The organism is Rummeliibacillus pycnus (genome assembly GCF_002884495.1).
Lineage (GTDB): Bacteria > Bacillota > Bacilli > Bacillales_A > Planococcaceae > Rummeliibacillus > Rummeliibacillus pycnus.
This window is the reverse complement of the sequence record NZ_KZ614145.1, coordinates 1333043-1351151: the sequence shown is the minus strand read 5'-3', so window position 1 is coordinate 1351151 and position 18109 is coordinate 1333043. Positions and strand designations below refer to the sequence as shown.

Below are 18109 nucleotides of genomic sequence, written 5' to 3'. Positions count from 1 at the left end.
AATAGTAACATTGAAGTTGGATATAAAGAAGCTGATGCATGGGTAGTATTAGTTGGTAGATTAGTTATTCAAGGTGTTACAAGGTTAGCAAAAGTTGGCTCAAAAACTTTTAAAAAAGTGCCTAAATCAAAAGTTACTAATGCATTAAAAAATTATAAAGGAACATCTTATTCAGTTGGATCCAAAAAATATTATCTAACAAAAACTGATATGAATCATATGCTAGAAAGACATCATCCTAAGTATTGGACGGATAGTAAGAAAAGTGTAAAGAAACAAACCTTTTTTGATTCTAGATTATCGGTAAAGGATATAGAAAGAATAGCTATTAGTGTAGCTAAACAAAATAGACAAACGCTTTCTAAAGTTTCTTCTAACAGTTCGAAGCAAGTGAAAGGGAAAGTTGATGGCGTAGAGTATGTTTTAGGCGTTGAAAGAGGACATATACGTCAATTGTATCCTGTAGCTAAATAAGAAGGAGAATACGATGAAAATAGAAACTTATATTTATTTAGAAAATGAAGACAAATATGCTAGTTTGAATGAAAAAGAGAAAATTAAAGATTTTGTTAATCGAAAAGAAGACTTTATGGAAGATGGATTTTTAAATTTAGATGGAACGATCACATTTAAAAATGGCGAAAAGGGAGAAATTATCGATTTTGATGAATCAGATGAAATTTCACCACTTTGGCAATATTATAATAATGCTTTAATAGATTACTTAAAGGAAGGATATGGGGAAGTTTATTATCCAAATTCACCATTAGAAATAAAATTTGAAAAAAAATCAAAAAACGAATTAATGTTATCTTTAGAAAATCAAATTATGATTTGTAATCAAAAAGAATTTCTTGATGAATTTTATAATGCCGCAATCAAATTCATCGAATTCACAGATTATATAAGTGAAGGTCAATATTCCGATGGTTTAAAAGAAGAATTAGCATTAATTAAAAATTGGAGTAAAAACTCAAATAGACATGAGTCATAAGCGAAAAAAGGCTTCCTACTAGGATAGCCTTTCTTTGGTATTAAGAGGATGTTGATAGATTCTATAAAGTAATGTTTGAATGTAAAAAGGAATTGTTATGCCAATAATTCTGCATGTAGCTGAGTATTTGGAACAGTAGTCGTTTCAGCATAAAGTAATAATACTAGCATACCTTATATAAATAAGAGGTATAAACAAAAAATAACCCATCCTTGAGTTAAAGGCTCGAATGGATTATCTGCACATTTTAGCCAATCCCCTTGAGGAAACCAACTATAATTGACCGTTTGATGCTCCAACATCAGCGGTCTTTTTAAGTTATGATTTTACTATCTTAAGTATATGAGGGGATTGTTATTTTATCAAGGAAATAAAAATTAACAAATTTGGTTATTCATTAGATAAATGAGTTAATTTAATAATGCAAAATCTACACTAAAATTCCGAACTTTTAATATTATCTACTATTTCATTATGGAGCGGAAGATGGCGACTCCTACGGGAATAGCTTGAGCTGAAAGCCCCGCAGGAACGGAGTGACGAGGAGATTGAAGCCAAGCCCGTGGAAAGCGCCATCTGGAGCGTAATTTCCAAATATGAACATTTTACACTTTTACAGGTTGAATTGTATGTATTTTTTAACAAAAACTGACTTATGAAATTAATTCAAATACATAAAAAATCCAAGTACGATTTTCCGTAAACTTTTGCAGGCTGTAAATGAGAATAACTATACATACAAAAAAGGTAAAACTGTATATCTCTAACAGTGCTATAATGAGAATCGTTATAGCTAAAGTAACATGCAACTATAGTTTAAACTAAAAAAACTGCAAAAGGTGATTTTATGAGTGAGAAAATGAATAACCAAAATATTCGATTGCTATCACTTTTTAATAGATTGAAGAGTGGAAAGTCAATCAGCAAGCTTGAAGAAGCGACTCGCTTTGGTGTGAGTGAAAAAACCATTCAAAGAGATATTGGTGATATTAGAGAATATCTAGAGATTGAAGATCCTGGTAGTTATTTGGTTTTTAATAAAAAGGAAAAAAACTATACGATTAGTCGAGAAGAACAAAAATATATTTCATCACAAGAATTACTTGCAATTGTGAAAATTTTAATGGATTCAAGAGCTTTTCCTAAAAAAGAAATGCAAGCCATTATTGATCATTTACTTGAGTTATCTGTAAGTGAAAATAAAAAATTAATTGAAAGTATCATTAGTAATGAAAAGTATTTATATGAAAGCTTACAAAATAGCAAATCAATCTTTGAAACGCTTTGGAATTTAGCAAAATCGATAAACAGTAAAAACCTTATTCAAGTGGCATATAAAAAAGAATATGAAAATAAAGCGAAAGCAAAAATCCTAAAACCTGTGGGCCTCATTTTTTCAGAATTTTACTTTTATCTCATTGCTTATCAATCAAACGTAGACTTAGATTTTCCAAAAACCTATCGAGTGGATCGGATAGAAGAAGTCAAAATATTACCCGATAAATTTAAAGTACCATATAGCGATCGCTTCCAAGAAGGAGAATTCAAAAAAAGAGTTCAATTCATGTACAGTGGAGAATTATTACATATTAAGTTTCGATATAAAGGTTGGTCACCACAAGCAATATTAGATCGACTTCCAACAGCCAAAATCGTAAAACAAGATGGATCAGGTACAGTATTTACGGCAGAAGTTTTCGGGGAAGGCATCAAAATGTGGTTACTAAGCCAAGCAGAATATATCGAAGTACTTGAACCTGCACATTTTAGAGAAACGCTAGCCAAAACTATTCGAAAAATGAACAATTTATATGAATAATATTAGATACCAATAATTTGATAAAATCATCGAGTTTGTTCCTAGATGACTACTATTAAATTTTATAAGAAAAAATTTTTAATACGCGAAGATGGACATCTTTTGTCCCTAATGTTTGATAGGATTATTGACGGAAGAAGGATGTAGCAAACATTACCAAATCGGATGGAACTAATTTTCTTATTTCTTTCATCAATTTAATGTAAATAAATATAAAAAATGTTTTACTTATCCTTCGAAAATAGACTTAAAACATTAGGAGGTAAATATGAACAAAATATTAAAATTGATCATTGTATCTGCGTTTTTAATGGCTATTTTGACTGCATGTGGTGAAGCTGAGGTCAAACAAGTTGATCAAAGCACAAAAACAACTGAAAAGAAAGTGAAAAAGGCACCTACATTTTATAAAGTAGGTGATACGGTTTCTATTGATGGCATGGAAATAAAATTAGTTTCTGCTAAATTTGTAAAACCAGCAGAGTATGTAAAAACTGAAAAAGGAAAGGTTTTAGAGATTGAAGTCAGTGCTAAAAACAACAGTGCAAACAATGGCTTTGTAGACAACACGGAATTCACAATTTCTGATGCAAAAGGGAATATGCAAGAACAATATTTTGGGTTTGATTATACCTTAAGCGGAGAAGTCAAAAAAGGAAAAACAATGACAGGGAAGATTGCATTTGATGTACCATATTCAAAAGAATATGAATTGTACTATGAACCTTCTTTCTCGTTAAAAAATAATGCAGAAATTAAATTTAAACTCAAAAAATCAGAATTAAAATAATAGTTTTCTAAGTTAGAAAGGAAGAAAGAAACATGAAAATTTGGGTAGCAGTACTAGCAATTTTAGGTGGATTATCAGGATTAGCAAGTGGCTTTTTAGTCACAGCCTTTGGAGCTGGATTCGGGGAAGAAGCAATGGCAAATGACGGAGCAACCGTTTTCTGGTTATCCGCCCTATCAATCTTCTTAGGATTTATAGCTTGGAAATTTAACAAAATTGGCGGAATTGGACTTATTCTAATATCAATTTATGGTTTATTTGCTAACGGATTATTCTTTATCGTTGCATTCATTTTCTTAGTCATTGCAGGAATTTTGGCATTTCGTATTAAAGCGAAAGCTTAATAGTTTATGAATTACATGAAGGATTTCTTTTGTTAAGTATTTATATTTAACAAAGGAATCTTTCTTTATTATATTTAATTAGAAGGAATAATTTGTTGTTTGTTGGAATGCTATTTTTTCATAGAATCAAGATTTATGGAAAAACAAACTAAAAAATTCATTAGCACGAATAAATGGTGAATTAAGGGGTGGAGAAAAGTGGGAAATTTAGTACAAGCCGTTAAGGATTTTGTTACACCAGAGCGGTTGAAATATTTAGAGAAAGCTAAGTTGTTACATACACAATTTTTAGAGTTATTTCCTTATGAATCATTAAAAGATTTAACAATTGAACAATATGCACTAGGCTTGCAGCCAAAAGATTCTTTTAGTTGGTGGTTAGAGTATAATACTATCCCTCTCGGTAGTATTAAAGGTGGTTCTGCAGCGAAACATGTCATTTACTTTAAGAAAAAAGAAAACGCTTGGTTTTACCCTCAAGAATTTTCGTCAGAGCAAGAAGCATGGGAAAAGCTACGACAAGATATTATTGCAATAATTGATCAAGTACATAGTGAAAGTTATAGGAATATAACAGAAGATAATTTACTTCATAGTAAATCCATGTTAAAGGGTAAAATTTCCTTTATGTATGCTCCAAATAAGTTACTTCCAATCTATCAAGTACAGCACTTAAAACTGTTTTTATCTCAGCTTGGAGTAGAAGAGAAAAGAATGGATTCACAAGATTGTGTATATTTAAGTATGTTGTTACGCGATACACTGTATGCACAAGAAGAACTTCAACAATACGATGAAATTATATTGGCAGATTTTTTGTATAGAACATTTATGAAAAAAGAGGTTGTAACTAAAATTGCTCCAGGAGATAACGCAAAGAATTGGGAAACTTGTTATGAAAATAATTTCATCGCAATTGGTTGGAAAGAACTTGGTGATTTATCTCAGTACAATACATTTAACGAGTTAAAAGAACAGATGAGTCGACTAGGATATTATCCGAATGCATCAACTATAACGAGAAAAGCAAACGAAATATGGGATTTTTATAATTTACAACCTGGAGATATTGTTATTGCGAATCGTGGAACAAGTAAAATTATTGCAATGGGTACTGTAAATGAGAAAGGTTATACATATCGACCCGAGTTTGAACACTACCAACATACAATAGGTGTTACATGGGATAAGGTATTTGCAAATGGTGAATTAGTTATTCCACCACAAAACAAATGGAAGACAATTACGGTTGGTAAAGTTCCAAAGAAACAATTTGATGAATGGTTGGAAAATGGTCAAGTAGCGAAGTCAGAACCTAGTGTAGAGTTTGAAGGAGATATATCTTTTTACGAAAAAATAGACAAAGCAATTGAGCGGAAAGGACAGGTTATCTTATTTGGCCCTCCAGGTACAGGAAAAACATATACAGTTCGTCAATATATAAAATGGAAGCAACAACAAAATATTGATGTATCAGTTGAGTTTTGTACTTTCCATCCATCCTACCAATATGAAGATTTTATTGAAGGATATCGACCAGTTCAAGGAGAGAATGGCATGGTGGCATTTTCTTTAGAAGATGGTGTTTTCAAAAAGTTTGTTAAGAAGGCAAAGGAAAACACAGAAAAAATGCATATATTTATAATTGATGAACTGAATCGAGGAAATGTGCCGAAAATTTTTGGGGAGCTTATTACGCTGTTAGAAAAGGATAAACGCGGAATGGCACTTACTTTGCCACAAAGTAAAGAATCTTTTGCGATTCCCGAAAATCTTATGCTTATATGCACGATGAACACTTCAGATCGAAGTATTAAAATGATCGATGCAGCGATTAAACGACGCTTCGCATTTATTGAATGTATGCCAGATTATGACATTTTAAATGAAGATGTTGACGGATTAAGTGTCAATTCATCTGATATTTTAAAAGTATTAAATAATAAGTTGATAGCCATTCAAGGGCGTGATTTACAAATTGGACATGCTTATTTTATGCAAGGTGCCAAAGTTGTTTCGACTGTGGAAGAAATTAAAGATATTTTTGAATTTGATTTAATCCCACTGCTTCAAGAATATTGTTTTGATAATTACCAATTACTTGCTGAAATTATTGGCGATAGTTTTGTGGACTTAGATGAGCAAGATATAAATAGAGGAATTTTTACGGATTCAAACGAAGCATTTATCGAGGCAATTGAAAATCATTTCCAGGTGAATTTACATGAAAGTTGAATACATCCTCTCTGAATATAGCGAGAGATTAATTCAATATGAGTTAACGAATGATGAGCGTAACTATTTACAAGATATATCATGCATTCACAAAAATACCCCATGGGAGCAACGTTTTTACTTTGATGAATTGCGAACGGGTCTTCGTATAAAAACAACAAGTTATGTCGGTGTAATAGAACTTGAGAATATACGAATCATTATTCAGCCAAAGTTTGATAAACAGTTCGATAAGGTCATGGACATGCTATTATTTGCGAAAGGACAAGCTCTCTGGAAGCAAGTAAACACCACAGGCACTGTCCATAAAGATAATTTATTTTTAAAATTTACAGAGTTATTTGTTTCTGAGGCTGAGGAATTGTTACAAAATGCGTTGAAAAAGGATTACGTTTCAAAACAAGATAATTTAAAAAATGTATCCGGACGAATATTAATAAGAGAAAATGCCATGAGAAATTTTAATTTACCGACATCTGTTTATTGCCAGTACGATGAACTCATCTATGATGTATTGGAAAATCAAGTAGTACTTACTGTTCTAGAAATGTTAGCTAAATTGAATATTGGAGATTTCAAGCAACAAATCTTACATTTGAGACAGCAATTTGAAATGATTTGTAAACCGTTTAATGGGAATAGATGGCCTAACTTTACATATAACCGGTTAAATGAAATGTATAGACTTGTTCATATTCTTGGAAAGTACCTGTTTGAAAGGCTATTTTTGCAAAATCATCGGCAACAATATAGTACATTCCAATTTGCGTTTTTACTCGATATGAATGAATTATTTGAGCTTTTTGTCTTCCAATTACTCAACCAATATTGTCCAATTAGCTTTTCGGTGCAGCATGGAAAACGTTTAACAGATGCCTTTTTACTCGAAGGACAACGCTATAGGGATATTATCCCGGATTTACTTGTAAAGAATAGAGATTCGGGAGAAACTTTCGTGTTAGATACAAAATATAAAGGCTATGATTTAAAACGCGTATCAACAAATGATCTATATCAACTTTCTATTTACGCACAGTATTTCCAAATGGCAGAAAGTTATAAAGCGACCATAATTTACCCCGTATTTAATGGTGTCAATGAAACGACAGAAAGGTATATTGAAATAAATCGAAAAGCAAAGTTGAATGGAAAAATCGTAATGCGTAGTATTTCAATTGAACAAGTACTTAAATGGATTGCACAAAGAAAAAATAATGAGTTACGGATATTAGTCAAGCAGTTAGTGGGAATCTAATATTACTAGTCCTTGAGGAAACTCTTTATATACTATAATAGTTTATAGCTTACGCTTATCCAATATTGAGAATTCATCCAAGCAGGTGATGACAAAAGAAAAACAACTAAAAAAAGCATTTTACAAGATCACGCACCTGAAGCATTAGAACGACTCTTCGAAAAAGAGCAGCTACATGGTTTGATTAATCTCAGTAATCCATAAAGGATAGAGCATGAATTTTAAATTCTTGCTCTATCATTTTAATATAATGAGAGAACATTCGCTAATCTACTGCAAACATCCGCGTTATTGAGTGAGACATCCACGAATTCGGAACAAATATCCGCGATTCAAATCCAAACATCCGCGAAATTCCGAATGATATCCGCGAACACAACAATTTAAGTCCTATCTTAAACTTAAAAGAGTTTCCGAAACTCCTATCTGGGAGATTATCGTTTGTTCAAGAAAATCGAATTCTAGCCCTTGTATTTTATTAATGTTCTTATTTTGCGTTAATTTAATAAAAAATCCACTAATAATTCATAAAAATAACGTGTAAATATGAACGTTGAATAAATGATATCAATCTATTGTTCAGAAACTAGCGAATTAGGACATAAATTAACAGGATTAATGTAAAAATTTTTGTCACAATTCTAAAATTTCATGATAAAATGTGTTTTATAGAAATACAAAGTGTTTTCTTGGGTGGAAAGCAACATGGTTTTTGCATCTAGGACACAGAAGGGGAAACAATATGAAAAATTTGATGAAAAAATGGAATGCGATTAGTCTAGTAAATCGAATTATTATTGGTATTATCATCGGCGTAATCGTGGCACTCGTATTCCCAAAAGCAGCATGGATTCCTATGCTAGGTACATTATTTGTTAGTGCGTTAAAGGCAGTTGCACCTGTACTAGTTTTGTTACTCGTAATGAATGCTATTGCGGGACATAAAAGTGGCAAAAAAACGAATATGAAAACGATTATTGTATTATATGCAATTGGTACATTTTTAGCGGGATGTGTAGCAGTTATTGCGACAACTATTTTCCCAGTTCATATAACATTAAAGGCAAGTAATGGTGAATTAAAACCACCTGGTAGTGTTTGGGAAGTCGTTCAAACACTTCTTCAAAATGTCGTATCTAATCCAGTAGATGCATTAATGAATGCAAACTATATTGGTATTTTAGCTTGGGCAATCGTATTAGGGGTAGCGCTTAAACAAGCAAGTGATTCAACAAAAGGGTTGCTAGTAAACTTTTCTGATGCCATTTCAAAAATTGTACAATGGGTTATTAATCTAGCACCAATCGGTATTATTGGTATCGTGTTTGATGCAATTGTAACAAATGGTTTATCATCATTATTAGAATATGGACGACTTCTCGTTATTTTAGTTGGCTGTATGTTATTTATCGCATTAGTGGTCAATCCATTAATCGTCTTTGTTGCAGCTCGTAGAAATCCATATCCACTCGTGTTAACAGCATTAAAAGAAAGTGGGATCACAGCATTCTTTACCCGTAGTTCTGCAGCGAATATTCCAGTCAATATTAAACTTTGTGAAAAACTAGGTTTAGATCGCGATACGTATGCAGTATCGATTCCATTAGGAGCTACAGTGAATATGGCGGGGGCAGCTGTTACGATTTCTGTTTTAACATTAGCAGCAGCTCAAACATTAAATATTCATGTAGATATTCCAACAGCCATTATTTTAATGGTGGTAGCAGCCGTTTCTGCGGCTGGGGCTTCAGGGGTTGCAGGTGGATCATTACTATTGATTCCATTAGCATGTAGCTTATTTGGAATTCAAAACGATGTGGCAATGCAAGTTGTTGCGATTGGCTTTATCATTGGGGTTATACAAGACTCTTGTGAAACAGCATTGAACTCATCATCAGACGTAGTATTCACAGCAGCAGCACAATATGCAAATGAACGTAAAAATAAATAAGATTTAAAGAACTTTCTAAGGATTGGTGCCAATGGACAGGTGCCAATCCTTATTTTTTTCTCTAATCTCTTAGAATTAGAGTTTTTTTATTTTAAGTCAATTATTAAATTTATAATAAAATTTGGGTTATCAGGATAGCTATCATTTTTGTAGTTATTTCTATTCAAAAATATGCAACAATGTGATGTTTTTGTACATATAGAAAATTGTTGATATATAACTAAATATAGAATTGAAAAGACAATAATAAAAGGAATTACTACAGTTGGACAAATGAATTTTTATTTGGATAATGGTAAAATATAGGTAATTAATGATTTGTTAATAGAAAATTCTACAACAAGATAAACATCAATTTGACCTTTTTAAAAGAGAACCATCTATTAATTTAAGAGGTGATATGATGAGGATCCCAGAAGCAAGGCTGAATATTAGTTCAAATCCTACTTTAATTTCTTTATCGGATGTATCTCGTGAAAAATATTATAAAGAATTCAGGGGCAATTTATATTGCCCAACGCCAAATTGTAACGCCAAATTAATCTATAGCAGTGGAACAAAATCACATTTTAGAACGTGGAAATATAATTCACATGCCGATAATTGTAAATACGGATTTGTTCATTACTCAGTTGAAAACGAAAGACCTACTGTCGATGTAATGGTTGGAATAGAATTCGAACGCAGACAAAAAGCATTGAATGAAGCATATACAATCTTAACCATGTCAGAAGAAGAGGAAACATCACTAAATCAAATAAAAGTTCAAAATGTATCCAATCGCAATCCCAAACAAAGAAAAAGAAAAGAGTCACAAGGTATACAGTTAACATTATTTGATGAGCAAACAGCAAGACAACTATTAAAAAGAAGAGGTCCTAACTTGAAAAAGCGAAAAGTTTCACAACTAGATTCTTCTCATGTCGGAAAGACCTGTTTACTGATGGGGTATGTTAAAAGGATTAAACTACAAGATGAGGTTGCGAACATTACAGTTTTAGAGGATCAGAAAGATATAAAAGTTGTGTTTGAAGAGGCTTTTATAAAAGACCCTAGTAACAGAACGTATTTATATAAATTTGATGCAATTGAAAAACTATTAAAACACCGACCAAACATTCCTTTTACAGGAATAGGTCAAGTAAGGCAAAATAGCAAGACTCAAGAATTGGAGTTTGCTATTTTCTTCGGAACAGATTTTAGAATAGACAATATGCATTTACACTCACTTGCTGTTCAAATGATGTAATGTAACGAAATTATCCAATTAAAGGGCGTTATGTACTCAATTGAAAGAAGAGATATCGCACCTAAATTCCAAAAGGAGAAACATATGTATTTAAAAAAAGTATCTTATTTACCAAATCAGGTACCAGATTCCTCAATCTATCCATTTGATATTCCATGGTTAGAGAATTTCCGATTTCTTGATTTTTCATCAAATATAACGTTTTTTGTAGGTGAAAATGGTACAGGAAAGTCCACTCTTTTGGAAGCAATAGCTGATCAATGTGAATTTAACACAGCAGGTGGGGGGAGAAACAGTTATGTTGAAGTGGACCAAGCAGAATCAGCTTTAGGGGAGTATATTCGATTATCTTGGAGTCCAAAAGTAACAAAAGGATTTTTCCTTAGAGCTGAAACATTCTATCATTATGCAAGTTATATTGATGCATTAGAGGATATCCCAAGTAAAAAGTATGCTGCATATGGTGGAAAATCACTGCACCATCAATCTCATGGTGAGTCCTTTCTTTCACTATTTAAGAATTCCTTTGGTGGAAAAGCAATTTACTTGTTAGATGAGCCAGAAGCTGCTCTTTCACCAGTAAGACAATTAAGTCTGATGAAAATTATTAAAGATTTGGAGCACACTGCTCAATTCATTATTGCAACCCATTCACCCATCTTACTTGGGTATCCAAATGCTACCATCTATCATTTTGACAATGATGAAATCGAAACGATTCGTTATGAAGAAACTATTCACTATATTTTAACAAAACGATTTCTACAGGCTCCGGAAATTGTTCAAAATGAGTTATTCAAAGAGGAGGATTTGTGAAATTCCAGTAATCTTAGAAAACAGATGTCCGTATATCCAAATGATTGGTAGTTTAATAAGTAATCAAAAATAAATACAGAATCAAAATATCCAAAATAATTAAAAATCCGTAAGAGAATACATGTTAGAATGTAATATTTTCTTTTTCCTTTTAAGCTATCTAACATAAAATGTTATTCATCTAACAACCTATTTAAATCCCTTTTTGATTGAACCAAAATAACTTTCCCTTGATATGTATCCAACATTTCTTGGATCAAATATTTACCCTTTTGTTCATGGAAGTTACTCCACTCAAACATCTTTTTTAACATTTGAAATGTAGGTTTGTAATTCGCTTGTTCAACTTTCAATAGCTGTTTCACAAATCGTTTAGTGACTCTATAGAGTCTAGTGAAATAGGGTGGTTCTAAATAGATAATGCAGTCTGCTGATTCTAAACTTGGTGCTGTCCATTGCTGATCATGTGCACCTTCAATGACCCATTTTTTATTTTTAGTGATTTGTTGTAAAAGTGAGTCTCTCTCATTTTCAGTGCGACGAATATCACCATGATCAGAACGAATCCATACGATATTATCTAATTCAAAATACGCACATTGGTTACGTAACGCAATTTTCTTTGCTAACGTGGTTTTTCCACTACCCACAGGACCAATGATACGGATTTTTTGACCAAGAGATTTCATCATTTGTCACCTCGTCCTAACTTTTTGTCTTCCATTATTTAATAATCTATAATTTTACCAGCATTAGGGGAGATTATCGAATACAATTCAAAAATTGATCTATCAAGACCTAAAATATTCAAAATAACTAAATAATAGAAACATTAAGTAATGATGAATAGTAATCGTAGTAACCATCATATATTTAATACTGAAAAAGAGAAGGGAGTGTTTGAGTGAAGGCAGCAGTTGTCAATGCGTTTTTAAAAGAGTTGGAGATTAAAGAGGTTTCAAAACCTCAATTAGAAGATGGTGAAGTGTTAGTAAAGATTGAGGCTTGTGGTGTCTGTCATACGGATTTACATGCAGCACATGGGGACTGGCCAGTAAAACCTAAATTGCCGTTAATCCCAGGTCATGAAGGCGTAGGGGTTGTTGTAGAAGTTGCACAAGGCGTGAAATCTATTAAAGTCGGTGATCGAGTAGGGATTCCATGGCTATTTTCTGCATGTGGTGAATGTGAGTATTGCTTAACCGGTCAAGAAACACTATGTCCAAATCAATTAAATGGTGGGTACTCTGTTGATGGTGGTTACGCAGAATATTGTAAAGCACCGGCAGATTATGTAGCGAAAATTCCAGATAATGTGGACCCAGTGGAAATTGCCCCAATTTTGTGTGCAGGTGTGACAACGTATAAAGCATTGAAAGTATCTGGTGCTAAACCTGGCGAGTGGGTAGCCATCTATGGTATTGGAGGACTTGGACATATTGCATTGCAATACGCAAAAGCAATGGGACTCAACGTTGTTGCGATTGATATTAGTGATGATAAGTCCAAACTTGCAAAAGAACTTGGTGCAGATCTTGTCATTAATGGATTGAAAGAAGATCCTGTGGAAGTAATTCAAGAACAATTAGGCGGTGTACAAGCTGCGATTAGTGTGGCTGTTACCAAAAAAGCATTTGAACAAGCCTATGAATCTGTAAAACGTGGTGGTTGCCTTGTCGTAGTAGGCTTACCGAATGAAGAATTACCGATTCCAATCTTCAATACAGTTCTGAATGGTGTGACAGTCAAAGGCTCCATTGTGGGTACGAGAAAAGATATGCAAGAGGCTCTTGATTTTGCCGCACGTGGAAAAGTACGTGCTATTATTGAAACTGCAAAACTAGAAGACATCAATGAGGTATTTGAAAAAATGGAAGAAGGCAAAATTAACGGCCGTATTGTATTAACACTTAATAACGAAGAGTTATAAATATAATAGTAAAAAAATCAACTAAATATTGAGAAAGAGCTGCTCCGATGAGGTAATTATGTATGGGGCGGCTTTTATTATGTCAAAATATAATAGATCAACATTTTTGGGAAGAGAGAATATGAAAAGCTTTAGCAAAACTCATTACTTTGAACTTTTCCGCTAAAAGTATTGACTTTTCTAAATCATATGTTAAATTATTCTTATAAGTTTAGTAAGAATTAAAATTGAACAGCAATATATGAGAGACTGATTAGATAACTAAAGGTCCTTACTTCATCAAATGGAGTAGGGATCTTTTTGTTTGATGAATATGTTTTAGCTGATTGGATGTTCTTCATGTTAGTAGATACACAACAATAATGCGATTAATAATCAGTAAGGCATCGTATTGTACAAAGAGTAATAAGAAATACATCCGATAACGAAACAGATTCATTATTTTAAAAAATTTTTTGAAAAGGAGAGAAGTAAAATGGTGAAAGCTGTAATTATTAATGGGGGAAATGATAAAAAGTCACGTGTTAACGGGGTACATGATTATGTTGAAGCATTTTTTAATGCAAATGAAGTGGATGTTTCCTCAATTTATGTTCACGATTTACCAGCAATAGATTTAATCACAGCAAACTATACAAGTAAAGATATAATAAGAACAAATGAAAAAGTTGCAGATGCATCAATCGTTGTTGTCTTAACCCCAATTTATAAAGCCTCTTATTCAGGAATATTGAAAACTTATTTAGACTTACTACCTCAAAAAGGTTTAGAAAATAAGACAATTATTCCGATTGCAGTAGGTGGATCAATTGGACATTTATTAGCTGTTGAATATGCCTTGAAACCAGTATTATCCGTATTAGGTGCAACAGAAATATTCAATACTGTCTATGTAGTGGATCAACAAATTAATCGATTAGAGAATAATCGATTCGAATTGAATCGTGAAATTGTATTCAGGTTAAAAAATGAGCTACAAAAGATAACGACTAGAAATTATAGTTTATCAAAATAATAGTATTGCTTTCCAATCAATTCCCTAGTATCATAATTAATAGAAAATTCAATATAAGTTTAAGGTGCCTACAAGGAGAATAGGGAATGAAGTGAAAATCTTCAGCGGACCCGCCACTGTATGGGGGAGTTTGATCGGAAATGCCACTGGATATGTATCTGGGAAGGCCTGATGAAATGTGGACCTCGAGCCAGGAGACCTGCCTTAATACTTGAATAGAACAGATGATGGAAAAGTCTGCGGTTTATTTGTTATGCAAATAAACTGCAGGCTTTTAATTTTATTCGGGAGAGATGAAAATGAACTTATTACAACAAACAATTGAAAAGATTACAAACCTAGACCAAGATATGATGACAAAGGCAAGACAGCGAGTAGACAGCCTCATCAAACCACCAAAAAGTCTTGGGAAATTAGAAAGTATCGCCGTACAACTTTCAGGTATTACGGGAGAAATGTTCTCTTCAATCGATAAAAAAGCAATTATCGTAATGGCTGCAGACCATGGTGTCTATGAAGAAGGGGTTACAAGTAATCCTCAAATCGTAACTTTTGCCCAAACTTTAAATATTGCAAAAGGGATTACGGGTGTAGGGACGATTGCAAAAGTTTCTGGCGCTAAAATTGTCACAGTTGATATCGGTGTGAAAGAGGAAATTCCTGGTGATGCAGGGGTTATCATTCGTAAAATTAAAAAAGGGACTGACAACATGGCAAAAGGTCCTGCGATGACAAGAGAAGAGGCTATCAAAGCTTTAGAAGTAGGTATTGAAATTGCCACTGCAGAAATTCAAAATGGAGTGAATTTATTAGGTACAGGCGAAATGGGGATCAGTAATACAACTCCAAGTACAGCAATTCTCTCTGTTTTAGCGAATTGTGATCCAAAAGAAATTACGGGTAGAGGTGCAGGACTTGGACAAGGTGGATTAGCTCATAAGATCGATGTTATACGTAATGCTATTGCCATCAACCAACCAAATCCAACTGATGGCATTGATATTTTAGCGAAAGTTGGTGGCTTGGAAATTGGCGGTATGGCTGGTGTGATGTTGGCTGCTGCAGCCAATCATGTACCTGTTGTAGTAGATGGTTTAATTTCAAGTGTTTCTGCATTAATCGCAGCTTCCATTGAACCAAAAGTGAAGGACTACCTTATTACTTCTCATGCCACAGAGGAACCAGGTGGAATCATCGCAAGTGAACTTTTAGGCAAAGAACCCATGCTAAAAATGGACATGTGTCTAGGCGAAGGATCGGGTGCCGCTTTAGCCTTTCCAATCATTGAAGCAGCATGTAGTATGATGATCAATATGCCGACATTTGAAGAAGTCGGGATGGAAATTTAATAGGTTAACGACATAATGCAAAATTAATATAAAATATACCATTGAAAATGGATTTATGATATCAATTCAAACTTATAAAACTCTCACTGATTTTTACAATAACTTGGTGAGAGTTTTTATATTGAAAGAATAACAATTTTAAAGAATGTGTCAGTGCCAGGTTGTAAAATGTAGGATATAATAGTAGTAGCAAGTTAGATTGGAGGACCTGCTGATGGATGTTCTAGATTTACTCGATGAATTAGATGATATCGAAATATTATTTGAACCAATCTTTAGTGCAGATGAGCATGTGATTGTCGCATATGAGGTAATTGGTCAGATAGTGAAAGAAGATCAATATTATAATATTGTTGAATTTACATATGATGAAACTGTTCCAGCTGATATCCGTGCTGAAGTAGAGTTAATTATGATTAAAAAGGCTCTTACAATTGCAAAAGATGCTTTACAAGAAGCTGATCTCTATTTACCCTGCAATCCGAACTTATTAATGTTAGATTTTGGCGATGCCTATTTTGAAGTATTAAAAGATTTAGTGGAAGAAAGCTTGTTATCACATATTAATTTAGCTTTTTCTATGCAACAATTTAATGGAGAGATTGATCAACTACGACATCCAATTCTATATATAAAAACTTACGGAGTAAAAACAGTTGTAGCGAATATTGGACCAGATACGAAGCTGGATCAAATTTTGCTTTTAGAACCTTCCGTATTGAAAATGGATGTAAGTCAATTAGACTACAATGCATGGGGTTCTCAAAATTATATGTTTTCCACAATTCAGACACTTGCGATCCAAATGGGCGCAACCATTATGTTTGATGAAATAAAAACAAGTTATCAGTTACATTATGCATGGAGAAACGGGGCACGTTATTTTAAAGGTAGTTATTTAGAGAAACCTTCTAATCATTTGATTGAGCGTGATATTTTAAAAAACCGCTTCCGAAGTGAATGTCAGCAATTTATCTCGACGGAAAAAAAGATACTAGAAGTAAAGTATGAAGAAATGAATACACTCCAAAAGATGATTACGACAACCGTAAAAAATACAAATCCAACTAGCCAAAATATAGATAGTTTATTGGAACTAGCTGAAAAACTTGAAAACTATGCTTTTCGTTTATATATTTGTAACGATGAGGGTTTCCAAACTTCACCCAATATCGTGAGACTTAATAGTGAATGGCATATTGAAGAAGATGCTATCGGTAAAAACTGGAGTTGGCGTCCTTACTTCTTATTAAATATGATCAAACTAAGAAAAGACTTAAAAGGCGATTTATCTAGTATCTATAATGATATCCAAACTGCAGAACCTACTCGAACTTATTCAATGGCTCTTAATTGCCAAGAATTCCTGTTTGTCGACATTACGTATGACTATTTAACACAGCATAATATTGTGAATTAAAAATAAATCAATGGTCACACTTTCGGATATTTTGTTTGATTAGACATTAATTTATGTAATAAACTAACATGTAATCTTGGAAACAACGCAACTGGATGATTGAAGGTTGCGTTGTTTTTATATCTTTAATTATTTAATTCTCTTGTCAGTTCTTTAATTGCTAATCTTAATTCTTTCATGTGTTCTTCACTATTCATATGGTTTCTCGAATGAAGTAGGGCAGGTCTCACTGATTCAATAGAACGACCAAATTCGTACATCCATTCATAACGTGGAACCATCCAAGTATGGAAATGATGAGTAGTGTCTTCATTATAAAAATAATAAACATGTTCAATACCTAATACTTTTCTTTGAGCCTTCCTTATTTTTGCTAAAAGACTTATATAATCTAATTGCTCTGCTTCGGTCAATTCATCGAAACACTTAATATGCCGTTTGGATGCTAAAATGATTAATCCTTTAATTGGATACGCCACATCTTGATGAGCGTGAAAGTATTCTGTTTCTACTACAACTCCACCATCAGGTTCAATTAATCCACTTGTCAAAGCACAACTCAAACATTTAACTTCTACAATTTTACCGTTTGATAATGTAATTTTTATCATAGATAATCCCCCTACAATAATTAGGAAAATAATAATATAACCATTTCTCTTCTTAAACAAATCTACAAAGATTAAAAGAAAAAATATAAATGTAGATTAATCCTGTACATTAGTGAATATATTTTTATTGTAATGTTTTTGGTATGAATCAATTTCATTATGCAATATTTATATAAAACCAAAAATGGATTTATGAAATTTTTGTATGAAGAAGAGTAGAAGAGTGATTTGCTTCCTAGGAATACCCAACTCAAGTGTAGAAGAATACCAGGCAGGTGCTCAACTCTTCAGTTCCCTAAAAGCGTTTGTTTGATGTTTAGTAGGTGACAGA

General features: G+C 32.9%; 16 protein-coding genes and 1 riboswitch. Of the genes, 14 read left to right on the top strand and 2 right to left on the bottom strand.

Annotated features, from left to right (window positions below):
* Positions 1-117: 117 nt before the first annotated feature.
* The 10 genes from CEF14_RS06820 (at position 118) to CEF14_RS06775 (ending at position 11453) form a co-directional block, all read left to right on the top strand.
* Complete coding sequence (locus CEF14_RS06820) at positions 118-474, top strand: hypothetical protein (RefSeq protein ID WP_102692161.1); 357 nt, start codon at positions 118-120, stop codon at positions 472-474.
* A gap of 13 nt (positions 475-487) precedes the next feature.
* Positions 488-994, top strand: a complete 507-nt coding sequence (locus CEF14_RS06815; protein WP_102692160.1) for a hypothetical protein — start codon at positions 488-490, stop codon at positions 992-994.
* A gap of 859 nt (positions 995-1853) precedes the next feature.
* Positions 1854-2813, top strand: coding sequence for a helix-turn-helix transcriptional regulator (locus tag CEF14_RS06810; protein WP_245890074.1), 960 nt, complete (start codon positions 1854-1856; stop codon positions 2811-2813).
* Positions 2814-3081: 268 nt separating this feature from the next.
* On the top strand, positions 3082-3603 hold the full coding sequence (locus CEF14_RS06805; RefSeq protein ID WP_102692158.1) for a DUF4352 domain-containing protein: 522 nt from the start codon (positions 3082-3084) through the stop codon (positions 3601-3603).
* 32 nt (positions 3604-3635) lie between these two features.
* Positions 3636-3947, top strand: a complete 312-nt coding sequence (locus tag CEF14_RS06800; protein WP_102692157.1) for a hypothetical protein — start codon at positions 3636-3638, stop codon at positions 3945-3947.
* A 198-nt stretch (positions 3948-4145) separates the two neighbouring features.
* Complete coding sequence (locus CEF14_RS06795; RefSeq protein ID WP_102692156.1) at positions 4146-6182, top strand: McrB family protein; 2037 nt, start codon at positions 4146-4148, stop codon at positions 6180-6182.
* Complete coding sequence (locus CEF14_RS06790; RefSeq protein ID WP_102692155.1) at positions 6172-7437, top strand: McrC family protein; 1266 nt, start codon at positions 6172-6174, stop codon at positions 7435-7437. Before CEF14_RS06795 ends, CEF14_RS06790 begins: the two co-directional genes overlap by 11 nt.
* A gap of 742 nt (positions 7438-8179) precedes the next feature.
* Positions 8180-9388, top strand: coding sequence for a serine/threonine transporter SstT (gene sstT / locus CEF14_RS06785; RefSeq protein ID WP_102692154.1), 1209 nt, complete (start codon positions 8180-8182; stop codon positions 9386-9388).
* A gap of 403 nt (positions 9389-9791) precedes the next feature.
* Positions 9792-10637: a hypothetical protein gene (locus CEF14_RS06780; RefSeq protein WP_102692153.1), complete on the top strand. Its 846-nt coding sequence runs from the start codon at positions 9792-9794 to the stop codon at positions 10635-10637.
* Positions 10638-10721: 84 nt separating this feature from the next.
* Positions 10722-11453, top strand: coding sequence for an AAA family ATPase (locus tag CEF14_RS06775; protein ID WP_102692152.1), 732 nt, complete (start codon positions 10722-10724; stop codon positions 11451-11453).
* Positions 11454-11626: 173 nt separating this feature from the next.
* Here the strand turns inward: CEF14_RS06775 and CEF14_RS06770 are convergent, their stop codons facing one another.
* Positions 11627-12145: a P-loop NTPase family protein gene (locus CEF14_RS06770; RefSeq protein ID WP_102692151.1), complete on the bottom strand. Its 519-nt coding sequence runs from the start codon at positions 12143-12145 to the stop codon at positions 11627-11629.
* A 212-nt stretch (positions 12146-12357) separates the two neighbouring features.
* Between CEF14_RS06770 and adhP the strand changes: the two genes are divergently transcribed.
* From adhP to CEF14_RS06750, 4 genes are all read left to right on the top strand, one after another.
* Positions 12358-13383, top strand: coding sequence for an alcohol dehydrogenase AdhP (gene adhP / locus CEF14_RS06765; protein ID WP_102692150.1), 1026 nt, complete (start codon positions 12358-12360; stop codon positions 13381-13383).
* Between the two features lie 475 nt (positions 13384-13858).
* Positions 13859-14398, top strand: coding sequence for an NADPH-dependent FMN reductase (ssuE, locus tag CEF14_RS06760; RefSeq protein WP_102692149.1), 540 nt, complete (start codon positions 13859-13861; stop codon positions 14396-14398).
* 46 nt (positions 14399-14444) lie between these two features.
* Positions 14445-14619, top strand: a riboswitch (cobalamin riboswitch).
* Between the two features lie 78 nt (positions 14620-14697).
* A complete protein-coding gene (gene cobT / locus CEF14_RS06755) occupies positions 14698-15747 on the top strand; it encodes a nicotinate-nucleotide--dimethylbenzimidazole phosphoribosyltransferase (protein ID WP_102692148.1) in 1050 nt (349 codons plus the stop codon).
* Between the two features lie 214 nt (positions 15748-15961).
* Complete coding sequence (locus CEF14_RS06750; protein ID WP_102692147.1) at positions 15962-17167, top strand: EAL-associated domain-containing protein; 1206 nt, start codon at positions 15962-15964, stop codon at positions 17165-17167.
* 125 nt (positions 17168-17292) lie between these two features.
* Here CEF14_RS06750 and CEF14_RS06745 read toward each other — a convergent pair whose 3' ends face one another.
* Positions 17293-17778, bottom strand: a complete 486-nt coding sequence (locus tag CEF14_RS06745) for an HIT family protein (RefSeq protein WP_102692146.1) — start codon at positions 17776-17778, stop codon at positions 17293-17295.
* Between the last annotated feature and the right edge of the window lie 331 nt (positions 17779-18109).